Annotated in this window: 23 protein-coding genes; 7 read left to right on the top strand and 16 right to left on the bottom strand. The window is 62.4% G+C overall.

Annotation, left to right across the window (positions count from 1 at the left end; translation table 11 throughout):
- Positions 1–97: 97 nt before the first annotated feature.
- Together VFB05_RS00450 and VFB05_RS00445 are read right to left on the bottom strand one after the other, a co-directional pair.
- Complete coding sequence (locus VFB05_RS00450; RefSeq protein WP_325007567.1) at positions 98–946, bottom strand: NlpC/P60 family protein; 849 nt, start codon at positions 944–946, stop codon at positions 98–100.
- Complete coding sequence (locus VFB05_RS00445) at positions 936–2324, bottom strand: leucyl aminopeptidase family protein (protein WP_325007565.1); 1389 nt, start codon at positions 2322–2324, stop codon at positions 936–938. Before VFB05_RS00445 ends, VFB05_RS00450 begins: the two co-directional genes overlap by 11 nt.
- Positions 2325–2559: 235 nt before the next feature.
- Between VFB05_RS00445 and VFB05_RS00440 the strand changes: the two genes are divergently transcribed.
- Entirely contained in the window at positions 2560–3369 is an 810-nt protein-coding gene (locus tag VFB05_RS00440) for a tetratricopeptide repeat protein (protein ID WP_325007563.1), read from the top strand.
- Positions 3370–3587: 218 nt separating this feature from the next.
- Here VFB05_RS00440 and VFB05_RS00435 read toward each other — a convergent pair whose 3' ends face one another.
- The 10 genes from VFB05_RS00435 to VFB05_RS00390 form a co-directional block, all read right to left on the bottom strand.
- Positions 3588–4562, bottom strand: a complete 975-nt coding sequence (locus VFB05_RS00435; protein ID WP_325007560.1) for a type II secretion system F family protein — start codon at positions 4560–4562, stop codon at positions 3588–3590.
- Positions 4563–4571: 9 nt separating this feature from the next.
- Positions 4572–5549 carry a type II secretion system F family protein gene (locus VFB05_RS00430; protein WP_325007558.1) on the bottom strand — a complete coding sequence of 326 codons (978 nt, stop codon included), beginning with the start codon at positions 5547–5549 and terminating at the stop codon, positions 4572–4574.
- A gap of 11 nt (positions 5550–5560) precedes the next feature.
- Entirely contained in the window at positions 5561–7027 is a 1467-nt protein-coding gene (locus tag VFB05_RS00425; protein ID WP_325007556.1) for a CpaF family protein, read from the bottom strand.
- 24 nt (positions 7028–7051) lie between these two features.
- Positions 7052–8320, bottom strand: coding sequence for an AAA family ATPase (locus VFB05_RS00420; protein WP_325007554.1), 1269 nt, complete (start codon positions 8318–8320; stop codon positions 7052–7054).
- Positions 8317–9060 carry a CpaD family pilus assembly protein gene (locus tag VFB05_RS00415; protein ID WP_325007552.1) on the bottom strand — a complete coding sequence of 248 codons (744 nt, stop codon included), beginning with the start codon at positions 9058–9060 and terminating at the stop codon, positions 8317–8319. Before VFB05_RS00415 ends, VFB05_RS00420 begins: the two co-directional genes overlap by 4 nt.
- A gap of 20 nt (positions 9061–9080) precedes the next feature.
- On the bottom strand, positions 9081–10538 hold the full coding sequence (locus VFB05_RS00410; protein WP_414643123.1) for a type II and III secretion system protein family protein: 1458 nt from the start codon (positions 10536–10538) through the stop codon (positions 9081–9083).
- A gap of 17 nt (positions 10539–10555) precedes the next feature.
- On the bottom strand, positions 10556–11350 hold the full coding sequence (gene cpaB / locus VFB05_RS00405) for a Flp pilus assembly protein CpaB (protein WP_325007548.1): 795 nt from the start codon (positions 11348–11350) through the stop codon (positions 10556–10558).
- Between the two features lie 150 nt (positions 11351–11500).
- Positions 11501–12025 carry an A24 family peptidase gene (locus VFB05_RS00400; RefSeq protein WP_325007546.1) on the bottom strand — a complete coding sequence of 175 codons (525 nt, stop codon included), beginning with the start codon at positions 12023–12025 and terminating at the stop codon, positions 11501–11503.
- A gap of 22 nt (positions 12026–12047) precedes the next feature.
- Positions 12048–12260 carry a hypothetical protein gene (locus VFB05_RS00395; protein WP_325007544.1) on the bottom strand — a complete coding sequence of 71 codons (213 nt, stop codon included), beginning with the start codon at positions 12258–12260 and terminating at the stop codon, positions 12048–12050.
- Positions 12261–12338: 78 nt separating this feature from the next.
- Positions 12339–12503, bottom strand: a complete 165-nt coding sequence (locus tag VFB05_RS00390; RefSeq protein WP_325007542.1) for a Flp family type IVb pilin — start codon at positions 12501–12503, stop codon at positions 12339–12341.
- A gap of 308 nt (positions 12504–12811) precedes the next feature.
- Here VFB05_RS00390 and VFB05_RS00385 point away from each other — a divergent pair, with 308 nt between their 5' ends.
- The gene (locus VFB05_RS00385) at positions 12812–13639 is read left to right on the top strand and encodes a sterol desaturase family protein (RefSeq protein WP_325007540.1); all 828 of its coding nucleotides are present in this window, start codon (positions 12812–12814) and stop codon (positions 13637–13639) included.
- A 129-nt stretch (positions 13640–13768) separates the two neighbouring features.
- A complete protein-coding gene (locus VFB05_RS00380) occupies positions 13769–14260 on the top strand; it encodes a pilus assembly protein N-terminal domain-containing protein (RefSeq protein WP_414643121.1) in 492 nt (163 codons plus the stop codon).
- Positions 14261–14427: 167 nt separating this feature from the next.
- Here VFB05_RS00380 and VFB05_RS00375 read toward each other — a convergent pair whose 3' ends face one another.
- From VFB05_RS00375 to VFB05_RS00360, 4 genes are all read right to left on the bottom strand, one after another.
- Positions 14428–14640, bottom strand: coding sequence for a cold-shock protein (locus tag VFB05_RS00375; RefSeq protein ID WP_002714433.1), 213 nt, complete (start codon positions 14638–14640; stop codon positions 14428–14430).
- A 268-nt stretch (positions 14641–14908) separates the two neighbouring features.
- Entirely contained in the window at positions 14909–15205 is a 297-nt protein-coding gene (gene infA / locus VFB05_RS00370) for a translation initiation factor IF-1 (RefSeq protein ID WP_325007522.1), read from the bottom strand.
- Between the two features lie 24 nt (positions 15206–15229).
- Positions 15230–16654, bottom strand: coding sequence for a DEAD/DEAH box helicase (locus tag VFB05_RS00365; RefSeq protein ID WP_325007520.1), 1425 nt, complete (start codon positions 16652–16654; stop codon positions 15230–15232).
- Positions 16655–16717: 63 nt separating this feature from the next.
- Positions 16718–17035 carry a hypothetical protein gene (locus VFB05_RS00360; protein WP_325007517.1) on the bottom strand — a complete coding sequence of 106 codons (318 nt, stop codon included), beginning with the start codon at positions 17033–17035 and terminating at the stop codon, positions 16718–16720.
- Between the two features lie 186 nt (positions 17036–17221).
- Here VFB05_RS00360 and urtA point away from each other — a divergent pair, with 186 nt between their 5' ends.
- The 4 genes from urtA (at position 17222) to urtD (ending at position 22379) form a co-directional block, all read left to right on the top strand.
- Positions 17222–18541: an urea ABC transporter substrate-binding protein gene (urtA, locus tag VFB05_RS00355; protein ID WP_325007515.1), complete on the top strand. Its 1320-nt coding sequence runs from the start codon at positions 17222–17224 to the stop codon at positions 18539–18541.
- 366 nt (positions 18542–18907) lie between these two features.
- Complete coding sequence (gene urtB, locus VFB05_RS00350) at positions 18908–20455, top strand: urea ABC transporter permease subunit UrtB (RefSeq protein WP_325007739.1); 1548 nt, start codon at positions 18908–18910, stop codon at positions 20453–20455.
- The gene (gene urtC / locus VFB05_RS00345; protein ID WP_325007513.1) at positions 20452–21621 is read left to right on the top strand and encodes an urea ABC transporter permease subunit UrtC; all 1170 of its coding nucleotides are present in this window, start codon (positions 20452–20454) and stop codon (positions 21619–21621) included. The genes urtB and urtC overlap by 4 nt, the downstream gene beginning before the upstream one ends.
- Entirely contained in the window at positions 21618–22379 is a 762-nt protein-coding gene (gene urtD, locus VFB05_RS00340; RefSeq protein ID WP_325007510.1) for an urea ABC transporter ATP-binding protein UrtD, read from the top strand. Before urtC ends, urtD begins: the two co-directional genes overlap by 4 nt.
- Positions 22380–22519 lie beyond the last annotated feature (140 nt).

Genomic DNA, 22519 nt, shown 5'->3' with positions numbered 1-22519 from the left:
CTTCAAATAGCGCGCATCGGCGCATCGTACCATTTCGTAAATGGCATGGATGATGGTCGATTATTTCAGTGATGCGTGGTCGCCGGCGGCGACGACCTCAATCCAGCCGCTTGATCGCTGATATCGCGCTGCCCGAGGCCTTGATGCGGGCGACCACCTCTTGCGTGCGCTCGATCGCCGTCATCATGTGATGCGCATTGGCGTGAACGATGGTGTCGGAATCGCGCGCGATTGCGACATGCCCCTTCCAGAAAATCAGATCGCCGCGCTTGAGATTTTTGATGTCCTTCGGGTCGAGTTCGCGGCCGAGCCCGTCCTGCTGCATGTCGCTGTCGCGCGGACAACCTGTCCCCGCCGCGGTCAGCGAGACCTGAACCAGCCCCGAGCAATCGATTCCAATGGCGCTTTTGCCGCCCCACAGATAGGGCGTGCCGACGAACTGCTCGGCGACCGCGACGAAATCCGGCGCCCGGCTATCGAACGCGCCAAGATGCTGCCGCGGCAGATACCAGCCTTCGCGCGTCACGGCGAAGGACTCCTGATCGCGCGCGACCGCGAGCTGCGTTCCCATCGCCAACGTTTCCACCGGCGGCAGCTTGATCGACGGTCCCGGAAAGGCAAAGGTCAGCAAGGCTGTGACCTTGTGGGTCGCCGGCGCGGTGGGTCTTGTTAGCGCCTGATCCGCGAGCCAGCCGACATAGCCGTCGCTGATGAGCTGACCCCAGGCCCAGCCTTCATCGTTGCGGTCATAGATCGTGACGCGTTCACCCTTCAGAGCCTGCGTCATCACCTCTGCGTCTGAGGAAGGCGCGCGACGGAGGGGCGCGAGCGGTGCCGTGATTTCGAATTCCTCGCCGGCGACAAAGCGCGCCGCCTTGACCTTGCCTTCGAGATATTTTGCGGCAATGTCGCCTCTTGCCGGCGTAACGCGCGGATCAGCGTCCATAGCGATCGCTCAACAGGCAATAGATGGCGCGCGCGGCCTGGCATTCGCCGCCCTCGGGGCGAGCCGGTTTGGCGCTCGGCGTCCATCCGAAGATATCGACGTGCAGCCAGCTCTTCGCCGCTTCGACAAAGCGTTGAAGGAAGAGCGCGCAGGTGATCGAGCCGGCAAAGCCGCCCGATGGTGCGTTGTTGAGATGAGCAACTTTTGAATCGAGCCAGCTATCGTAAGGCGGCCATAATGGCAGGCGCCACAGCGGATCGTTCTCTCGTCTCGCGCAAGCCGAAAGCGCCTCGGCCAGCGGGTCGTCATTGGTGTAAAACGGCGGCAAATCCGGACCGAGTGCGACACGCGCTGCGCCCGTCAGCGTGCCGAGATCAATCAAGAGGTCAGGCTTCTCTTCGTCAGCGAGCGCGAGCGCATCGGCCAGCACCAGTCGACCTTCGGCGTCGGTATTGCCGATCTCAACCGTGAGGCCCTTGCGCGAGGTGAAGATATCGAGCGGGCGGAAGGCGTTGCCGGCGACGGCATTCTCCACCGCCGGAATGAGAACCCGCAGCCGCACCTTGAGGCTGGCCGCCATTACCATCTGCGCCAGAGCGAGCACGTTGGCCGCGCCGCCCATGTCCTTCTTCATCAAGAGCATGCTCGAGGAAGGTTTCAGGTCGAGCCCGCCGGTGTCGAAGCACACGCCCTTGCCGACCAAAGTCACCTTGGGATGGGACGGATCGCCCCAGGAGAAGTCGATCAGGCGCGGCGCGCGGGGCGAGGCCATGCCGACCGCGTGGATCAAGGGGAAGTTTTGCCGCGTCAACTCTTCGCCGACGATGCAGCTGAATTTGGCATCGAAGCGCTGCGCGAGGTGTTGCGCCGCGAGCGCCAGTTCTTCCGGCCCCATGTCGTTGGACGGCGTGTTGATGAGATCGCGGGCAAGTACCGCAGCCTCCGCCATCCGCGTGATGTCGGCGATATCGACGCCATCCGGCGGCACCAGCTTGGCCTCAGGCGCTTCCGATTTCCGGTATCGGCCAAAACGGTAAGCGCCGAGCGCGAAGGCGAGCGTCGCGAGATGGGCATGGTCGGGCGCGACATTGGCAAAGCGATAGACGCCAGGCGGCAGCAGGCCCGGCAACTGGCCGGCCCTGAAGGGATCGCGGAATTTGGCGGTGTCGTCTTCCAACCCAAAGACCACGTGCGAAATCTCGCCGCGGGCATCGGGCAATGCGAGATACCCTCCCACTTTGGCGACAAATCCGGATGAGCGGGCGAATTGCCGCGCCGGTTCGGCAAGATCGGCGGAGATCGCATCCCATGTTGCCTTCGTCACGAACGTGATGGGAACAGCCGGTGTTGCCGGTCGGGTCTCGAACGCGGAGGTCATTGGCGCTCTTGGGTTGAAATGTTGGTCAAGCGGCCGTTGGCGCTTGTTGAAGTTCTACAATGAGATAGGCGGCTGAACCAGCCGGAATGAGGCGGGCCAATAACAGCTTTTGGGCGCGCCATGATTGCCTGCTTTCGGTCGCAGAAGCGGCCGCATTAACCCGGCATTAGGGTTAACAGACTATTGCTGGGTCAAATCCGGCGTCATGCGCCGCCTACCCGTGAGTCCTGTCCCCATGCGTCAGCGATCTAGTCGTGCCCGGCTTCTTGCATCCGTGGCCGTGACGGCGATTTTCGCCGCCGGGCTGGGCGGCTGCCAGACCATGTCCGACGTCACGGGATCAATCGCGTCGAAGACCACCGCCAGCGCCGAAGCCGATCCGCATCAGGCGGCGGAAGTCGCCGGCGAACGCTATCGCGCCGATCCCAAAAGTGCGGAAGCGGCGCTGGCCTATGGCCAGGCGCTGCGCGCCTCGGGACAGCGCAGCCAGGCGGCCGCGATGCTGGAGCAGGCCACCATCGCCCATCCCGGCGACAAGGCGCTGCTTGCCGCCTATGGCCGGGCGCTGGTCGACAACGGCAACTTCCAGCAGGCCCTTGATGTGCTCGGCCGCGCCCATTCGCCCGAGAATCCCGATTGGCGGATTCTCTCGGTCGAGGGGACCGCGTTCGATCAGCTTGGCCGTCATGACGAAGCCCGCCGCTATTACGCGAGCGCCCTGAAAATCGCGCCGGGTGAGCCTTCGGTGCTGTCGAATCTCGGCCTGTCCTACATGCTGTCAAAAGACCTGCCCAAGGCCGAGGAAGTGCTCCGCCAGGCCTATGCGAGCGGCAAGGCAGATGCGCGGGTGCGGCAGAATCTGGCGCTGGTGATCGGCCTCCAGGGCCGCTTCGCCGAAGCCGAACAGATCGTCCGTGCCGATCTTCCTCCCGAGGAAGCCGCGGCCAACGTCGCCTATCTCAAGCAGATGCTGAGCCGCAAGGACGATCCGCGCACCGCCAGAGCGGGCAAACTGCCTGTGGCCTCGCTCACCCGTCCGGAGTAGCCGTTTGCGGTCATTCCGGGGCGAGCCATCGGGTCCGGCCCAATTGGCCGGTCCGATGATAAACTCCGCATCGAACTATGGTGCGCAGTTGCGCACCTGAGAATCTCAAAATTCAGGGTCTGGTCCGGAGCCTGCCATCGGGCGCGCGTACGCGCGACCCGTTGGGAGCATGCCGCAATGATGGTTGTGATTGCGGAGCGCGTTGCGCCCCGATCACCTTACTGCATGGCGGCGATCTTGATGCCCGTCGGCCCGAGAATGACGACGAACAGCACCGGCAGGAAGAACAGAATCATCGGCACCGTCAGTTTCGGCGGCAAGGCGGCAGCCTTTTTCTCGGCCTCGGTCATGCGCATGTCGCGATTTTCCTGCGCCATGACGCGCAGGCTCTGGCCGAGCGGTGTGCCGTAGCGTTCCGACTGCTGCAGCGCGAGACAGACCGATTTGACGCCTTCGGTGCCGGTCCGCTTGGCAAGGTTTTCGTACGCGACCTTGCGGTCCTGCAAGTAGGACAGTTCCGCTGTGGTCAACGTGAATTCTTCCGCCAGCGCGACCGACTGTGTCACGATCTCGACGCTGACCCTGCGGAACGCAGCCTCGATCGACATGCCCGACTCGATACAGATCAGAAGCAGGTCGAGTGCGTCCGGAAAGGCGCGCTTGATCGACAGCTGACGCTTCGAAATCGCGTTCTTCAGGAACAGCATCGGAGCTTGCAGGCCAAGCCAGGCTGCACCGACGCACATGCCGATCTTGACCGGAAGCGATTTTTCCATATGCGAGATCACGAAAACATAGAGGATGGCGGCGACGAACAGCACGATCGGCGCGATCGCGCGGAAGAACAGGAACGTGATATAGGGCGCCTGACCGCGGTAGCCGGCTTGCGTGAGCTTGTCGCGCGCAGCCTCCTGCGCCAGGTATTTGGTGAGATTGAAGTCTTCGACAACCCTGGAGACGAGTTGCTTCGGCGTTTGCCGCAGCGACACCTTCTCGCTCTTGTTGAGCCGGTCGCGTTCTCGCGCCCGGATCCGCTCGCGCTCGCTGGCGACCGCCTTCATGCGTTTGGCGAGCCCCTCGCCCGCGAACAGCGGCATGATCAGCGTGTAGGCGGTGGCGCCTGCCGCGATCGCGGCAAGCAGCATCGTCATGAAATGGGCATCGTGAAGCTTGTCGACCAGGAAGCTAATCATACGGCACCATCAGAAGTCGAAGTTGATCATTTTCTTCATTACGAGGATGCCGATCGACATCCAGATCGCGCAGCCGACCAGCATCAGTTGGCCGGTCGGATGCGTCCATAGCAGCGAGATGTATTGGGGCGTCGACAGGTACACGAGCAGCATGACGATCGGGGGCAGCGAGCCGATGATGCCCGCGGAAGCTTTGGCTTCCATCGACATCGCCTGAATCTTCTCGGCCATCTTCTTGCGGTCGCGCAGCACCTTGGAGAGATTGCCGAGCGCTTCGGAGAGGTTGCCGCCGGACTTCTGCTGGATCGCGATCACAATGCCGAAGAAATTCGCTTCCGGCACCGGCATCCGCTCGAACAGGCGGCCGCAGGCTTCGCCGAGCGGCATGCCGATGGCCTGGGTCTCGATGATGGCGTTGAATTCGGTCCTTAGCGGTTCCGGCGAATCGGCCGCAACGACCTTGAGCGATTCAAACAGCGGCAGGCCGGCCTTGATGCCGCGAACGATGACGTCGACGGCATCGGGCAGCGCGCGCAGGAAGGCCTTCTCGCGCCGCTTCTTCAGAAAGCTCAGCAACCAGCGGGGCAGGCCGAAGCCGGCGGCGAAAGCCATGCCAGCGGCCCCTAACAGGCCACCGCCCACCAGCATGACGAGCGCGAAGGCCGCGACGCCGAGAACGCCGGAAATAATCATGAATTTTTGTGGCGTCCACTCGAGCCCGGCCTGGGTCAGACGGGTCGCCATCGTGACCTTGGAGTCCTTGGCGCGCCTGGCTTCGGCCTCCTTGAGCGTTCCTTCGACCTGTTCACGGCGGGAGCGCTGTTCCTTTTGCGACTGCCGCGCGGCAACGGGCTCGGCCTTGGCGACGGAAGCGCGCCGGCTTTGCGCCTTTTTTTCTCCTGACAGAAGCGGATAGAGAAAAACCCACGCGAGACCGCCGATCGCGGCGGTGGCGAGAAAGGCCATAGCTAGAACTTGCATCTTCATGGCGCTCTCCGTTAGTTCGGCGGGGCGGCTTCGGCGGCGTCGATGGCGGCTGCGAGCCGCTTCTCTTCGCCGTAATAGCGCGCGCGTTCCCAGAAACGCGGCCGGCCGATACCGGTCGAGCGGTGACGGCCGATGATCTTGCCGTTCGCGTCCTCGCCGACCATGTCGAACAGAAAGAGGTCCTGGGTGATGATGGTTTCGCCTTCCATGCCCATCACCTCGGTGATGTGCGTGATACGCCGCGAGCCGTCGCGCAGGCGCGCGGCCTGGATGATCACGTCGATCGAAGCGCAGATCATCTCGCGGATGGTGCGCGAGGGCAGCGAAAAGCCGCCCATGGTGATCATGGATTCGCAGCGCGAAAGCGCTTCGCGAGGATTGTTGGCGTGCAGCGTGCCCATCGATCCGTCGTGGCCGGTGTTCATGGCTTGCAGCAGGTCGAACGCCTCCGGTCCGCGGACTTCGCCGACGATGATACGTTCGGGCCGCATACGCAGGCAGTTGCGGACGAGCTCACGCATGGTGATCTGTCCTTCGCCTTCGATATTGGGCGGGCGGGTTTCCAGCCGCACCACATGCGGCTGCTGCAACTGAAGTTCGGCGGCGTCTTCGCAGGTGATGACGCGCTCTTCATCGTCGATATAGTTGGTCATGCAGTTGAGCAGCGTCGTCTTGCCCGAACCGGTACCGCCGGAGATCAGCACGTTGCAGCGGACGCGGCCGATGATCTGCAGGATTTCCGCGCCCTCGGGCGAGATCGCGCCGAACTTGACGAGCTGGTCGAGGGTCAGCTTGTCCTTTTTGAATTTGCGGATCGTCAGTGCGGGGCCATCGAGCGCCAGCGGCGGGACGATGGCGTTGACGCGCGAACCGTCGGCGAGACGGGCGTCGCAGATCGGCGAGGATTCATCGACGCGCCGGCCGACTTGGCTGACGATGCGCTGGCAGATGTTGAGCAGTTGCTGGTTGTCGCGGAAGCGGATGCCGGTGCGCTGGATCTTGCCGGCGACTTCGATGTAAACCGTGCCGGCGCCGTTGACCATGATGTCGGCGATATCGTCGCGCGCCAGAAGCGGCTCGAGCGGGCCGTAGCCGAGAACGTCATTGCAGATGTCGTCGAGCAGCTCTTCCTGCTCGGCAATCGACATCACGATGTTCTTGATCGCGATGATCTCGTTGACGATATCGCGGATTTCCTCGCGGGCCGATTCGCCGTCGAGCTTGGCAAGCTGGGCAAGGTCGATGGCTTCGATCAGCGCGCCGAAGATCGTCGCCTTGACCTGGTAATAGTTGTCGGATTTCCGCGTCTCCGCCGGCGGCGGGGGCGCTTGCGGCTTGGCGGGCGCCAATGGCGGCGAAGCGACGGTCGGCGCAGTCGGTGCGCGCGGGGCGACCGTCGCAACGGCGGACGGCTCCGGCGCGGCCGCCGGCGGCCGCATGGTCCTCGGATCATCAGCTCCGCTACGCTTACCAAACACGACTTTTACTCCAGACGGGTCAGATTACTTTGCCCGCAGTTTATCGATCAGAGGTGACAGGAACGAAGCGCGCGGCTTTTTGGTCTCGCCGCGGCCGGTCAGCCGTTGCGCGATCTGCCGGAACATCTCGGTACTGCGATGGTTTTCGGAAATCTCCGCGATCATCTGGCCGTTGTTGGCGGCCGCGCCGAACATCTGGGGATCGAACGGGATCGACACGATCGGATCGCTTTCGATCGCCTTGGCGAATTCACCCGCATTGATCTCCGGCCGCTTGGGAATGCCGACCTGGTTGAGGCAGTAAAGCGGCGCGCGATCGTTGGGTCTGGCGGACTTGAGCAGATCGAAAATGTTCTTGGTGTTGCGTAAGTTGGCGAGATCGGGCGCGGCGACGATCAGGATGTCGTCGGCGGCGATCAGTGCGCGCTTGGTCCAGCCGGCCCATTGATGCGGGACGTCGAGAACGATGCACGGCATCGTGGTGCGAAGCGTGTCGAAGATCGCATCGAAGGCCTCGACGCCGAAATCGTAGACGCGGTCGAGTGTCGCCGGCGCCGCCAGCAGGCTGAGGTGATCGGTGCATTTCGACAGCAGGCGATCGAGGAAGGCGGTATCGACCCGGTCGGGTGAGAACACCGCATCCGCGATGCCTTGTGGCGGGTCCTGGTTGTAATCGAGGCCTGCGGTGCCGAAGGCGAGGTCGAGGTCGGCGACCACCGAATCCAGCGCCAGGTCCCGCGCGATCGCCCAGGCCACATTGTGGGCGACCGTCGATGCGCCAACACCGCCCTTGGCGCCGACGATGGCGATGATGCGGCCCACCGCCTTGGCGTCCGGCAAGGAGAACAACCCGCAGACGGCGCGCACCACATCCAGCGGATTGATCGGCGCGATCACGTAGTCGCTGACGCCCCGGCGCACCAGCTCGCGATACAGCGTGACATCGTTGATCCGGCCGATGACGATCACCCGCGAACCCGCGTCGCACACGGTGGCGAGCTGGTCGAGGCCGCTCAGGATATCGTTGCGGCCCTCGGTTTCCAGGATGATCACGTTCGGCGTCGGCGCGGTGCGATAGGCTTCGATCGCCGCAGCCATGCCGCCCATCTGAATCTTCAGATGTGCCTTGCCGAGCCGGCGGTCTTCGCCCGCCGACTGCACGGCAGCGGCGGTTTCGACCGTTTCGCAGAAGGCCTGCACCGACACCCGTGGCGCGGGCGCGATGTGGTCTTCCGCCGGTGGCGGAGCAGTCTCCGACTGTGCTTCTTCGTTCTGACGCGCGTAACTGATCATTTGCCCGTGTCGCTGAGTTTGGCCTTATCCGCCTCGGAGTAGGTGGTCGCGGTGTTCGTGCCCTTGCGATATTTATCGAAGCCCTCGGTCCGCCGCACGGTATAGGCAGGCGACTCCGGCCGCGGCTGCACGAGGTCCGCAGGGTTATCGACCATCGCAGCCATGTTGCGCTGATAGGCGCAGCCGAAATTGTAGTAGGGCTTGTTGTCGAGATAGCCCTTGTTCTTGATCGAGGGACCGAGGTCTTCGGGCCACAATCCGCATGGGCCCGCCACCGCGGTGATTTTCGGATAGCTGAGCCGCAGCGTCGCGAGCTGGCGCGGATCGCTAGGATGATACTGATGCATGGTGACGCCGCGCGGCGGCACGCCTGCCGCCGAAAGCAGTGACTGCGCTTCGTGGAAAGCGTCGGCGGCAGCCCTCGCATTGGGCGTGCCGACCGGAACGTCGGCCACGATCGCGCCGGTCCCTTCGTGCAGCCAGACCTGGGCCAGTCCCATCACGTCGGCGCGTTGCTCCGCCGACAGGCCGCCACGGGCCTGGCCAACGAAGATCACGACCGAACGATTGGCTTCCTGGATTGCGATCGGGTGCCGGAGGCGATAGTCATCGGGGATGCTCGCCGTCGTCGTCACGACCTCATCGGTATGCGTGCAGGCGCCAAGCGCGGTTGCGAGACCCAGAAGCGCCCCCGCGAAGCGGAGAGCGCGCCGGTATTCGACGGGTGTCCTCGATATCATTCTCTCGTCCTCGTCCCGCCTTAGTCCGTGATAAAGCCGTAGGTGCCGCGATAGCTCTGGCCCGGTTCGTTGCGGCCGGGAACGCCGTAGATGCGATTGATGTTGCCGAGCAGGTCGGCCTGCGGATCGGATGCCGAGACGAAGCCGTCATCCGGACGCGACAGATCCTTTTGCGCGACCGCGCGCACGACATAGGGCGTCACGATCACCATCAGCTCGGTCTTGCTGTCCAGGAAGTCGCGGCTGCGAAACAGGGTGCCGAGCACCGGCAACTGCGAAAGCCCGGGAAGACCGTTGATCGCCTGCTTGGTCTGATCCTGGATCAGGCCGGCCATGGCCATCGAGCCTCCGGACGGAATTTCGAGGGACGTCTCTGCACGGCGGGTCTTGATCGAAGGAACGTTGATCCCGGTGATGTTGATGGAGTTGTCAAGGGAGACTTCCGACACTTCCGTCATGACGTGCAGGCTGATGCGGCCTTCGGTCAGCACCACCGGCGTGAAGTTGAGCGAGATGCCGAATTTCTTGTAAGCGATCGACGGCGCGCATTGTCCGACTGAGCCAGCGGCCGTCGTTTGACAGGTCACGCCGGTCGGAATCGGGAATTCGCCGCCGGCGATGAAGGTTGCGGATTCACCGGAGATCGCCGTCAAATTCGGCTCGGCCAGCGTTCGGGTCACGCCGGCGCTCTCCATCGCGCGCAAGGTCGCTTTGACCGACGGGGTGCTGCCGAACTGGGACACGATCGAGTTGCTGGTGATCGGCTGGCCGTTCGCCGTGAACGGATTCGCGTTGTTGAAGTTCACGACGGCGGTGCCGTAGTTGAACTGGCCGGAGAGGTCGATGCCGAGCTGCTTGATGACCGAGCGCGCGACTTCGGCAACCGTGACCTTCAGCATCACCTGATCGCGGCCGCGAACGACGATCGAGTTGACGACCTTGTCGGTGCCGCCCGCCAGCCGCGCGGCGAGATCGCCCGCCTGCTGTGCCTCGATCGAGGTCGCCACCGACCCGGTCAGGACCACGCTGTCGCCGAGGCCGTCGATCTGGATGTCGGAATTCGGCATGATCTGCTTGAGCGCGGCGCGGGCGCCGTTGAGATCGCGTTTGACGGCGATGTCATAGGCCGCGATCTGCTGGCCCGCCGAATCGAAAAACACGATGTTGGTCTGGCCGACGGTCGCGCCAATGATGTAGGCGCGCTGCGCCGAACGCACGACCGCGTTGGCGATCTTCGGATCGGCGACGAGCACGTCCTTGATGTCGCGCGGCAGGTCGATCACGATCGACTTGCCGATGCCGAGCGAGAGGAAATGTGCGTTCATCTGGCCGTCGGCAGCAACCTGCGGAGCCGGGCGGTAGTCGGCAGCGATCGCCGGCATCAGAGCGGGATTGAGCACCATCGCGGCCGCGGCGGAACACGACAGGGCGCGGACCCAAAGGGCTCGCATCGGAAGCTGCTTTTCCCCGCACTTCATAAGGTCTGGTCCCTTGGTCACTTTTGAACCTGCGTAGAGCTGGTGACGCCGTAGCGAACCACATTGATGTTGCTGCGCTGGCGGGAACGGTCGTCGACCGCAACTTCCACCTGGTTGACGTCGGCGATGCTGCGCAGGGCCAGCGACAACACGCCGGCCTGGCGCGCGGCCGCCAGCAGCGGCACCTGTTCAGGCTTCAGCTCGAGCGTAGCGGTCTTGCCGAGGACGGAGTTCTGGCCGTCCTTTTCCTTCGGCGCCTGGTCGATCGCCAGCACGCGGATATTGGTAAAAATAACCTCGGGAACGACGAGATCGCCGGAGGCTTTCGGGTCCGGATTCTTCTCGCGCCGGGTCAGGATCACGTCGACGCGGTCATTCGGCAGGATGAAGCCGCCGGCGCCGGTTTCGGCGGAAATTTCCGTCGAGATCGCCCGCATTCCCTGCGGCAGGATCGCGGCCATGAAGCCCGACCCTTCGGCCTTGATCAGCTTCGGCTCGCGGATCGGTTCGCCTGCGATAAAGGGCGAGCGCGCGATCGAGCCGGTGATCTCCTTCATCGCGTCGGGGCGGTCCTTTTGGCGGATGAAGGCACTGCTGGCCGTGGCTGCCGGCCAAGTCTGCCACTGCATCTCGTTGGGCGTGACTGTCTGGCCGAGGTTGATATCGGCTTTGGCCACGAGAACATCGACGGTCGGCAACTGCGCGACAGGCTCTTGAGGCGGCGGTTTGCTATCCGATCCGCTTGCGAGATAGGCCGCGACACCGCCAGCGCCAATTGCGATGGTCAGGACAATAATGCGTGCCCTATTCATACGCTTCACTTTCCACAATTACGCCGCGGCGCTTCCGCCGCCGTAACGGGAGTTGACCAGTTATTCGTCAAAGCATGGTTAATGAGGCGTATCTAAATCGCGTTAATGAGAGTTTACCTCTCCAGCGCCGCCTGGTGGGCACCAGGTCGATCAGCCGATCATGAGGTGCGTCAGGTCGACGGCCTTGATCCACTCCGTTTCCGGATAGACCACGAGGGCACCGACAGCGAGTGCGATGCCGTAGGGGATTCCGCTTTCCTTGGCGTGCAGCTTGAGCAGCCAGGCTTGACCTGCGAGAGCGTAAGGAAGCGGCCACTGCCGGAACTGGAGCAATAGCAGCGTCAACGCCCCGCCGAACAGTGAGGCATAGACCAGGTAGTTCAAGAGATGGGCAAAGCCGAACCAGAGCGCGGCGCTGGCTGCCACCTTGGCATCGCCGCCGCCGACCCATCCGAAAGCAAAACAGGCAAAAGCCGCCACCAGCACGATGCTGCCCGCCGCGACGTGCATCAGAATGACCGAGGGAGCCATGCCGCTCGCGAAGGCCAGCACGAAAAATCCCGCCGCCAGCGCCAGCGATACTCGATTTGAGATCGTCATCGTGAAGAGGTCGCTCGCGGCTGCGAACGCCATCAGGGCCGGGAAGAACATCAGGCGAGCGAGATCGAGGATCATGGAGGAGTAAGCCCGCGCGGATTTATGGGGTCGGACAGCTGGCCTCGACGCTATCGCCGATAAATGAACAATCGGGAAACGGTTTCGGGCCGAAGTGGCCGGCGATCCGGAAGGCGAGAAAGGCAAGCGCCAGCATCAGCGCGGCACAGACGATCGTCGCCGACGAGGCGTGATCGCGAGCGGGCGGAACTGACGGCGGCCTTGCCGGAGCCGGCGCGGCCGGAACGATACGCATGATGTTACGCAACTCGCGAATGGATGAAAAAAAGGCCCCGGATCAACCGGGGCCTGAATTTCCAAAGTCAACCGACGCTTACTTCAGCGAGGAGTTGATCGTGCTGAACTTGGTGTTCAGGTTGCTGCCGAGGCCGTTAACGACGGCGATAATGGCAAGCGAAATGCCAGCGGCGATCAGGCCATATTCAATGGCAGTCGCGCCGGACTGGTCCTTCACAAAACGCGCAATCAGATTCTTCATAGGTAACTCCATGTGACACGTGGCTGGTCGAACTAACTGTGGTCTCGCCGGCGTTCTCAGCACCGTGACCATGGCGCACGCTACGGGGGAACCGATTTCGGCACGGTTAATTCGCGTACGCAAAAAGCTGCAAACGGCGCTGTTCTTGAGCACAGTAAATTTGGCATTAACCGATCTCGGAGGTTTCGAACAATTCGGCGTGCACCGCCGCGTCGCATTAGAGAGAGTTGAGCGCGCGAGACGCTTTATTTTACGGCTCTTTAAGCGGCGAGGCGTACGCCTTGGTCCATCGATGAAATGAGGCCGTCATGTTCAATCCAACGATGGAAGTGGTCAAAATGCTTGGCGACACGATTGCCAAGGTCGTGCCGATCACCATCGTTCTGGCTCTCGTGTTTTCGGTGCTGACGCATTTCTGGGCCTGCAATCCCGGAACGCCGTGGTGGCGCAAGCGGGAGATTGTCACCGACGTTTGCTACTGGTTCTTCGTGCCGATGTTTGCCCGGGTGTTGCGGATCGGCCTGCTGGTGGTCGGGGCGGGCTTCGTCTTCAACATCCACGACGCCGACGATCTGATCGCGTTCTACGACAACGGGCATGGTCCGCTGTCGCATCTGCCGCTCTGGATCCAGGGTCTGCTGTTTCTCGCGGCATCGGACTTCATGCTTTACTGGCTGCACCGGCTGTTTCATGGCGGCGCGTTCTGGAAGTATCACGCGATCCATCATTCGTCGGAAGAACTGGACTGGATTTCGGCGGCACGCTTCCATCCGGTCAATCTGTTCCTGGGAACGATTGCGGTGGATGTCATCCTGCTGATGGCCGGCATCTCGCCGAATATCATGCTGTGGGTCGGCCCGTTCACCACCTTCCATTCCGCCTTCGTCCACGCCAACCTGAACTGGACGCTCGGGCCGTTCAAATATGTGCTGGCGACGCCGGTGTTTCATCGCTGGCATCACACGTCGCTGGAAGAAGGCGGCGATACCAACTTCGCCGGCACCTTCCCGATCTGGGATATTATGTTTGGCACGTTCCGGATGCCGGAAGGTCGGCTGCCGCAGGACTACGGTGCGGACGATCCGCGCATTCCTAACGAAATTGTTGGGCAACTCGCTTACCCTTTTCGCCAGTAGGCGTGCGGGGCCGTCCGAATCCTGCCTCCATTTGCAGTTCATTCACTAATTAAGGTCAGATTTGCCCCGTCGGGCGCCGGTTCCGCTGCGTATCGCTTAAGCCGGCTTGTTCACGTCCCGGGGTATCGTATGTCGTCTCAGTCCTTGCGTTTTTCCGTTCGTTCCGCATTCCGCGCCCTTGTGGCGGGAATGCTGATGTGGCCGCTCGCGGTCATGGCGGAACCCTCAGTCAATACCATTTCGGTGAATGTCGATCAGGCCCGGCTCGTGAAGCTGCCGGCCCGTGTCGCCACTATCGTCGTCGGCAATCCGCTGATTGCGGACGTCGCGCTGCAAGCCGGCGGCGTGCTGGTCGTGACCGGCAAGGGTTACGGCGCCACCAATTTCATTGCGATGGATCGCGCCGGCGAGGTGCTCGTCGACCGCCAGATCCAGGTCGAGGGTCCGACCGATCAACTCATCACTGTCTATCGCGGGGTCGATCGCGAATCCTACAGCTGCATGCCGATCTGTCAGCGCCGCGTCACGCTCGGCGACGGCGACAGCTACTTCAAGGGCGCGATGGATCAGGCCGGAAGCTTGAGCAGCCAGGCCGCAAGCAGCGCCGGAACCAACAAATAGGTGAATGAGGCTGGCGCGCGTCCAGGCGCCGCCCCTTCAGCATTCTCCAAAACAAAAAGGCCGCGCATCAAGCGCGGCCTTTCTTGTTTGTACAAGATCTGCCTACACACAAATCGAAATCGCGCTGGCGGCGCGGCCGGCGCGATCTTCGGTGCGAGCCGGCGGATTTAACCGGCTGCGCGCAGGTTGTCGGCGGAAGACTTGCCGGAACGGCGATCGGCGACGATTTCGTAGCTGATCTTCTGGCCTTCACGCAGTGTTCCAAGGCCGGCGCGTTCAACAGCGCTGATGTGCACGAACACGTCGTTGCCGCCGTCGTCCGGTTGGATAAAGCCGTAGCCCTTGGTTGCGTTAAACCACTTCACTGTTCCCATGCTCACGGGATAGTCCCTTCTCAAGATAGACATAACGAAGCCCACTAACGCGGGCTGGTGAGATCGAATTTTTGGAAGGGTCGTCAGCGTCTAAACCGGCTGTACCGGTGGATAGCTAATGTCGTCCGGCCGAAAATCGATAAGCTCATATTATTCCAAAGTAGCGCCTCAAACAATCCTCAACGCACGCGATTTTTGGTCGTGCCGAAGGGGCGCGTGCCACGCGTGGCGCGCGCCGACACCATCCTCTCATGCGTCAAAATTGCGGCAATATTTATCGACGTCGGAACTGGCCACGCTGCGGTGCGCCGCGTTGGGCGCCGGGCGGGCCGCCTGCGCCGCCCGGACGCTCGTCCTTGTGGCGGAAGATCAGCCGGCCCTTTTCGAGGTCGTAGGGCGACATTTCGATCGTCACCCGGTCGCCCGCCAGGGTCTTGATCCGGTTTTTCTTCATCTTGCCGGCGGTATAGGCGACGATCTCATGTCCCGCGTCGAGCTGAACTCGGTAGCGGGCATCGGGAAGGATTTCGGTGACCAGTCCTTCGAACTGGATCAGCTCTTCTTTAGCCATCGTATTCTCCAGGTCGATCGGCGATTAGCGCGACCGTTGGTTGCGGTTGGGTTGGCTCTTCGGGCGGCTTTCGCGGTAGAGGAAGGCGACCCCCTGCAATCCTTCGGCCTTGCCCCCGCTATGTGCGGGGCGGTTCGGCTGTTGCCGATTGACCTCGTTCCGGTTGGTTTTTGAAGCGCCATTATTATCACCGCCGCGGTGGTGTCGGCGAGGGCCTTTCGATCCTCCTCCCGCATCATTTGCGCGAGTAGCATGCGCGCGGGGCGCAGGCCGTCCGCCGCGATGGTGTGCCTGGGCCGGCGCCGCATCGCGCTGGCCGGGCGTGCGGCGGTCCTCTTTCGGCAAGGCCATGCGGATCAGCTTCTCGATGTCGCGCAAATACGCGAGTTCCTCACCGCCTGCGACCAGCGAGATGGCGATGCCTTCGGCGCCCGCGCGCGCGGTGCGGCCGATGCGATGGACATAGGTCTCGGGCACATTGGGAAGGTCGAAATTCACCACATGGCTGACGCCGTCGACGTCGATGCCGCGGGCCGCGATATCGGTCGCGACCAGCGTGCGGATGGCGCCGGTGCGGAACGCCGCCAAAACCCTTTCGCGGTGATTTTGCGACTTGTTGCCGTGGATGGCGTCCGCGGTAATGCCGGCTCGCGCGAGGCCCTTCACCACCTTGTCAGCGCCGTGTTTGGTGCGGGTGAAGACCAGCGCACGCTCGACCGCTTCCTGCTTCAGGAGCTCGGCGAGAAACGCGCTCTTGGCCGAATGGTCGACCTGGATCACCCGCTGGGTGATGCGTTCGGCCGTCGAGGCGACCGGAGTCACCGCGACACGCGCGGGGTCCCGCAGCATCGCGTCGGCGAGTTCGGCAATGTCCTTGGGCATCGTCGCCGAGAAGAACAAGGTTTGCCGCTTCATCGGCAGCTTGGCGACGATCTTCCGGATGTCGTTGATGAAGCCCATGTCGAGCATGCGGTCGGCCTCGTCGAGCACGAGGAACTCGACCTGGTTAAGCTTCAGCCCGTTGCTTTGCACGAGATCGAGCAGGCGGCCTGGCGTTGCCACCAGGATCTCGACGCCCTGCATCAGGCTGCGGACCTGGCGTCCCATCGGAACGCCGCCGATGGCGAGCGCCGAGGTCAGGCGCATGTGCCGGCCGTAAGCATTGAAGCTGTCGAGGATCTGTCCGGACAACTCTCGCGTGGGACTCAGCACCAGCACGCGGCAGCTCTTCGGCTGCGGGCGGGTCCGGCTCGCCAGGATGCGGTGGAGGATCGGCAGCGCGAAGGCTGCCGTCTTGCCGGTGCCGGTCTGGGCGATGCCGACCACGTCACGGCCGGAGAGTGCGAGGGGAATGGTTTGGGCCTGGATGGGCGTGGGCGTCAGATAGTTTTCTTCACGAAGCGCACGCGAAATGGGATCGGCAAGGCCGAAATCCTGAAAGGAGGTCAAAATAGGTACTTTCCATTGTAAGGCGTCAGCCGCCCGGCCTGTCGAGGCCGGCGGCGCGCGAGGTCAAAAGACACCCGCGTGTATAGGGGCATCGGTGCTTGTTAGCTGAAGGGGCAAGCCAAAAGCCGTTGCAGTATCGCAAGGGCCAAGAACACGCAGCTCGCGCGGACCCGATGATTCGGGGTCTCCCACAAGCATATGGAACAGGAAGGCGGCACTTTCAAGGTCGGCCGGCGCATCTTCTTCGGCGCTGCAAGAAAAACTCTCAAGGAACTTGCTGCCGGCCGGTCTACAAAACCCGTCGGCTGCCAAAATTTTGTGCCGAGAATCGCAGTTGCCGTCAAAAATGACTACAAAATGGTCAGTTTGTAGAAACCGCATACATTTTTTCTGCATAAAAAATAGTCGGCGGTGCATCTTCCGCAAGCCGCAAGGTCAAATTCTCTAATGAAGCCATTGGCTTACTGCGAGGAAAGGGCGTGGCATGGTTCTTGCGATTCCGTTAACGGAGGCGGCCGTGGGGCCGTTTCGCAAGCGTCAACGCCTGCGTCAGGGAGATGACATTTCATGCCTACACAAATTACGCACAACATCGCGGCACTGAGCCGTCGCCAGTGGCTCGCGGCCGCTGCGGGACTGGTTTTTGGCCTCGCCGGCTTCTCGAACGCGAAGGCCGCCGACGACACAATCAAGGTCGGCATTCTCCATTCGCTCTCCGGCACCATGGCCATCAGCGAAACCACGCTGAAGGACACCGTGCTGTTCTTGATCGACGAGCAGAACAAGAAGGGCGGCGTGCTCGGCAAGAAGCTTGAGGCCGTGGTCGTCGATCCCGCTTCCAACTGGCCGCTGTTTGCCGAAAAGGCCCGCGAGCTGATCACCAAGGACAAGGTCGCGGTCGTATTCGGCTGCTGGACTTCGGTGTCGCGCAAGTCCGTGCTCCCGGTGTTCAAGGAGCTGAACAGCATCCTGTTCTATCCGGTGCAGTATGAGGGCGAGGAGAGCGAGCGCAACGTGTTCTATACGGGTGCCGCGCCGAACCAGCAGGCGATCCCTGCCGTCGACTACCTGATGAAGGAAGAAAAGGTGAAACGCTGGGTGCTGGCCGGCACCGACTACGTCTATCCGCGCACCACCAACAAGATCCTTGAGGCCTACCTGAAGTCGAAGGGCGTCGCCCAGGAAGACATCATGATCAACTACACGCCGTTCGGTCACTCGGACTGGCAGACGATCGTGGCCGACATCAAGAAATTCGGCTCGGCCGGCAAGAAGACCGCCGTGGTCTCCACCATCAACGGCGACGCCAACGTTCCCTTCTACAAGGAGCTCGGCAACCAGGGCATCAAGGCGACCGATATTCCGGTTGTCGCGTTCTCGGTCGGTGAAGAAGAACTCGCCGGCCTCGACACCAAGCCGCTGGTCGGTCACCTCGCCGCCTGGAATTATTTCGAGTCGATCAAGACGCCGGCGAACGAGAAGTTCATCAAGGAATGGCAGGCCTACACCAAGAACCCGAAGCGCACGACCAACGACCCGATGGAAGCTCACGTGATCGGTTTCAACATGTGGGTGAAGGCGGTCGAGAAGGTGAAATCGACCGACGCCGACAAGGTGATCGACGCGCTTCCCGGCATCGAGGCGCCGAACTTGACCGGCGGCGTCTCCAAGATGCTGCCCAACCACCACATCACCAAGCCGGTGTTTATCGGCGAGATCAAGGCCGATGGTCAGTTCAACGTCGTGTACAAGACCAAGGACCTGGTGCCCGGCGATGCCTGGTCGAAGGAGCTCGAGGGCTCCAAGGACCTGATCGGCGACTGGGTTGGCAAGAAGTGCGGCAACTTCAACGTCAAGACCAACAAGTGCCTCGGTTCGTCCTCCTGATCTCCGAGGGTCGACCTGACCCGGGCAAACGGCCCTTTCCAAGAAGGCGCGGTTTGTCCGGCGGGTCATGCTAGAACCTGCCTGCAAGACGGGAAGGCGGCCAAGTCGCCGCCTTTCCATTTATCTCTGCTGGGGTTATCCAGTGCGGCGAATTTGAAGTTCCTATCGATGTCGCGGCAAGTTCGTCATAGGAACTTCAAATTCAAAGCCGCACTGAATCGATAAGTTGCTGGAGCTCCCTTGATTCCGAAGTTCGCATCAGAGGCGCCGCGAAAGCTTGCGAACTTCGGAATCGGAGCTCCAGTGGTCGCTGACGCCTTTGACCGTCTTCGTTCGGTCGCTCTTGCCGTTCTCTTGATCGTCGTTATGGCCGTGCCGGCGTTTGCCGCCGCGTTCGAGGATGCGGTCGCCAAATTCGCCAACGATGACTTCTCCGATACCGACGAGGCGATCGGCGAGATTGCGACGTCGGGCAATCCGCTCGCCTTCCCCATCATCAGCGCGCTTCAGACTGGCCGCTTGTCAGCCGATCCCGACACCAAGAAGGTCTACATCACCCAGGATGACGGCAAGGTCATCGATGCGGCGACAGGGGCCGCAGTCGAGAAGCTGCCGGACAACGCCGCCGAGGTTCGATTGAACAACCGCTTGCGCCGCAGCGTCGAGGCGGCGCTTGGCGGCCTGACCCTTTTGTCGCCGGACCCGGCGAAGCGCATTGCGGCGGCGCAATCGGTTTTCAAGTCGCATGAGGAAAGCGCGCTGCCGGTTATCGAAGGCGCGCTCGCGAAGGAGACCAACAAATCGGTGAGGGCTGCGTTCGCCGAGGCGCGCGCGGCGATCCTGCTCAATAAATCCGACACCAGCGATACTGACAGGCTGGAAGCCGTCGCCACGATCAAGGCGAGGGGCGACCAGGAAGCGCTCGCGCTCCTGACCGGTCTCGGCGACCAGCCGCCTTTGGTGGCAACCGCGATCGCGAGCGCGATCGCCTCGATCCAAAGCAGGCTCGCCGTCTGGTCGGCGGTGCAGAACGCCTGGTATGGCCTTTCACTCGGTTCGGTTCTGCTGCTGGCCGCGATCGGGCTCGCCATCACTTTCGGGGTCATGGGGGTCATCAACATGGCCCATGGCGAGATGGTGATGCTCGGGGCCTACACCACCTTCGTCGTGCAGGAGATCATTCGCACCAGCTATCCCGGCCTGTTCGACTATTCGCTGTTCATCGCCGTTCCGCTCGCCTTCATTGTCGCGGGCGCGATCGGTGTGCTGATCGAGCGCGCCATCATTCGTTTCCTCTACGGCCGCCCGCTGGAAACCTTGCTCGCGACATGGGGAATTTCGCTGGTGCTGCAACAGGCGGTGCGCACCGCGTTCGGACCCACCAACCGCGAAGTCGGCAATCCCTCCTGGATGAGCGGCGCCTTCGAACTCGGCCAGATCACCATCACCTATAATCGCCTGTGGATCCTTTGCTTCACGCTCGCGGTGTTCGCGATCCTGCTGGCGATGCTGCGCTATACCGCGCTCGGGCTTGAGATGCGGGCGGTGACGCAAAACCGGCGCATGGCGGCCTCCATGGGGATCGCGACCTCGCGGGTCGATGCGCTGACCTTCGGGCTCGGCTCGGGCATTGCGGGGATTGCTGGCGTCGCGCTGTCGCAGATCGACAATGTCAGTCCCAATCTCGGCCAGAGCTACATCATCGATTCCTTCATGGTCGTGGTGTTCGGCGGTGTCGGCAATTTGTGGGGCACGCTGGTCGGCGCCTTCACGCTCGGCATCGCCAACAAGTTCCTCGAACCGGTCGCAGGCGCCGTGCTCGGCAAGATCGCCATTCTGGTCCTGATCATCCTGTTCATCCAGAAGCGGCCGCGCGGCCTGTTCGCGCTCAAGGGGCGGGCGGTGGAAGCATGATGCCTCACGTCCTCACGCGCTCGCTTGATCGCGGCGCGACGCTTTTCGTGCTGGTGGTTGCCGGCTGCGGCATTCTGATTCCGCTGTCGAACCTGTTGTTGCCACCGGGCTCGGTGTTTCAGGTGCCTACCTATCTGGTGGCGCTGTTTGGCAAGTACGCCTGCTACGCGGTGCTCGCACTCTCGATCGATCTGATCTGGGGCTATTGCGGCATTCTCTCGCTCGGCCATGGCGCCTTCTTCGCGCTCGGCGGCTACGCCATGGGCATGTATCTGATGCGCCAGATCGGCAGCCGCGGCGTCTACGGCAACCCGATCCTGCCCGACTTCATGGTGTTCCTGAACTACCCGAAGCTGCCGTGGTACTGGCACGGCTTCGACATGTTTTGGTTCGCGGCGCTGATGGTCGTCCTGGTGCCGGGCCTGCTCGCCTTTTGTTTCGGATGGCTGGCATTCCGCTCCCGCGTGACCGGCGTCTATCTCTCGATCATCACGCAGGCGATGACATACGCCCTGCTGCTCGCCTTCTTCCGCAACGATTTCGGGTTCGGCGGCAATAACGGCCTGACCGACTTCAAGGACATTCTCGGCTTCAACGTGCAGGCCGAGGGCACCCGCGCCGCACTTTTCGCGCTGAGTTGCCTCGCCATCATCGTCGCGTTCCTGATCTGCCGCGCGGTCGTCACCTCCAAGCTCGGCAAGGTGCTGATCGCGGTGCGCGATGCCGAGTCCCGCACGCGCTTTCTCGGCTACCGCGTCGAGTCCTACAAGCTGTTCGTGTTCACGCTGTCGGCCTGCATGGCCGGCGTCGCTGGCGCGCTCTATGTGCCGCAGGTGGGCATCATCAATCCGTCCGAATTTGCACCCGGAAATTCGATCGAGGCCGTGATCTGGGTCGCCGTCGGCGGCCGCGGCACGCTGATCGGCGCTGCACTTGGCGCGGTCGTGGTCAATTACGCCAAGACCTACTTCACCTCGGGGCCGCTCGCGCCCTATTGGCTATTCATGCTCGGCGCGCTTTTCATCCTGGTGACGCTGCTATTGCCCAAGGGCATCGTCGGCACCTTCAATTCGTGGTGGGGGCCGCGGAAGGCCGACCGTATGACTGACAACGCCGGGAGCGCGGCGGCCGAGGACGGTGTCAGCGAACCCCATATGGCGGAGTGAGAGCGATGGATGTCAGGGCCACTTCGGCATTGCTTTATCTCGACGGCGTGCACGTCTCGTTCGACGGCTTTCACGCCATCAACAACCTGTCGCTGACGCTCGAGCCCGGCGAAATGCGCGCCGTGATTGGGCCGAACGGCGCCGGCAAGACGACCATGATGGATATCATCACCGGCAAGACCAAGCCGGATGAAGGCGTTGTCCTGTTCGACGGCGTCACGGACTTGACGCGGCTCGACGAGACGCGAATTGCCGAACTCGGGATCGGCCGCAAATTCCAGAAGCCGACGGTGTTCGAAAGCCAATCTGTCGAGGACAACCTGCTGCTTGCACTCAATGTCGATCACAGCGTCAAGGGCACGCTGTTCTGGCGCGGCAGCAGGGCCGAAGCCGAACGGATCGACCGTGTGCTGGAGACCATCCGCTTGAAGGACGCACGGGGGCGGCTGGCGGGAAGCTTGTCGCATGGCCAGAAGCAATGGCTCGAGATCGGCATGCTGCTGGCGCAGGATCCGAAGCTGCTCTTGGTCGACGAGCCGGTCGCCGGCATGACCGATGTCGAAACGCATCAGACAGCCGAGCTTTTGAAGGAAATCAACAAGCACAAGACCGTGATGGTCGTCGAGCATGACATGACGTTTGTGCGCGAGCTCGGCGTCAAGGTGACCTGCCTGCACGAAGGCACGGTGCTGGCCGAAGGCACCATCGATCAGGTCTCGGCGAATGAGCGCGTGGTTGAAGTTTATCTGGGACGATAGGGATGGAAGCGCAATTTCAGTTTCGTGTCCCGGGCACGGCGCAGCACGAGCGCAGCGAAATGGTGCGCCGTAGAACCGGGACCAATGGTGGGTCCCGCATCTGCGGTGCACTACTCCGTATTGCACCGCGCGCGGGACAC

Source organism: Bradyrhizobium sp., from assembly GCF_035652035.1.
GTDB lineage: Bacteria > Pseudomonadota > Alphaproteobacteria > Rhizobiales > Xanthobacteraceae > Bradyrhizobium.
Note: the sequence above shows the minus strand (reverse complement) of the source record. Positions and strands in the feature narration are given on the sequence as shown.

What these genes read in the sequence shown, in the direction of transcription:
- VFB05_RS00395 (WP_325007544.1), bottom strand. Translation starts at nt 12,260, where the DNA reads ATGCGTATCGTTCCGGCCGCGCCGGCTCCGGCAAGGCCGCCGTCAGTT.
- VFB05_RS00400 (WP_325007546.1), bottom strand. Translation starts at nt 12,025, where the DNA reads ATGATCCTCGATCTCGCTCGCCTGATGTTCTTCCCGGCCCTGATGGCG.
- VFB05_RS00445 (WP_325007565.1), bottom strand. Translation starts at nt 2,324, where the DNA reads ATGACCTCCGCGTTCGAGACCCGACCGGCAACACCGGCTGTTCCCATC.
- urtB (WP_325007739.1), top strand. Translation starts at nt 18,908, where the DNA reads ATGGCCGTGCCGGCGTTTGCCGCCGCGTTCGAGGATGCGGTCGCCAAA.
- cpaB (WP_325007548.1), bottom strand. Translation starts at nt 11,350, where the DNA reads ATGAATAGGGCACGCATTATTGTCCTGACCATCGCAATTGGCGCTGGC.
- VFB05_RS00430 (WP_325007558.1), bottom strand. Translation starts at nt 5,549, where the DNA reads ATGAAGATGCAAGTTCTAGCTATGGCCTTTCTCGCCACCGCCGCGATC.
- VFB05_RS00420 (WP_325007554.1), bottom strand. Translation starts at nt 8,320, where the DNA reads ATGATCAGTTACGCGCGTCAGAACGAAGAAGCACAGTCGGAGACTGCT.
- urtC (WP_325007513.1), top strand. Translation starts at nt 20,452, where the DNA reads ATGATGCCTCACGTCCTCACGCGCTCGCTTGATCGCGGCGCGACGCTT.
- VFB05_RS00385 (WP_325007540.1), top strand. Translation starts at nt 12,812, where the DNA reads ATGTTCAATCCAACGATGGAAGTGGTCAAAATGCTTGGCGACACGATT.
- VFB05_RS00435 (WP_325007560.1), bottom strand. Translation starts at nt 4,562, where the DNA reads ATGATTAGCTTCCTGGTCGACAAGCTTCACGATGCCCATTTCATGACG.
- VFB05_RS00410 (WP_414643123.1), bottom strand. Translation starts at nt 10,538, where the DNA reads ATGAAGTGCGGGGAAAAGCAGCTTCCGATGCGAGCCCTTTGGGTCCGC.
- VFB05_RS00450 (WP_325007567.1), bottom strand. Translation starts at nt 946, where the DNA reads ATGGACGCTGATCCGCGCGTTACGCCGGCAAGAGGCGACATTGCCGCA.
- urtA (WP_325007515.1), top strand. Translation starts at nt 17,222, where the DNA reads ATGCCTACACAAATTACGCACAACATCGCGGCACTGAGCCGTCGCCAG.
- VFB05_RS00360 (WP_325007517.1), bottom strand. Translation starts at nt 17,035, where the DNA reads ATGCGGTTTCTACAAACTGACCATTTTGTAGTCATTTTTGACGGCAAC.
- VFB05_RS00380 (WP_414643121.1), top strand. Translation starts at nt 13,769, where the DNA reads ATGTCGTCTCAGTCCTTGCGTTTTTCCGTTCGTTCCGCATTCCGCGCC.
- VFB05_RS00390 (WP_325007542.1), bottom strand. Translation starts at nt 12,503, where the DNA reads ATGAAGAATCTGATTGCGCGTTTTGTGAAGGACCAGTCCGGCGCGACT.
- VFB05_RS00440 (WP_325007563.1), top strand. Translation starts at nt 2,560, where the DNA reads ATGCGTCAGCGATCTAGTCGTGCCCGGCTTCTTGCATCCGTGGCCGTG.
- infA (WP_325007522.1), bottom strand. Translation starts at nt 15,205, where the DNA reads ATGGCTAAAGAAGAGCTGATCCAGTTCGAAGGACTGGTCACCGAAATC.
- VFB05_RS00415 (WP_325007552.1), bottom strand. Translation starts at nt 9,060, where the DNA reads ATGATATCGAGGACACCCGTCGAATACCGGCGCGCTCTCCGCTTCGCG.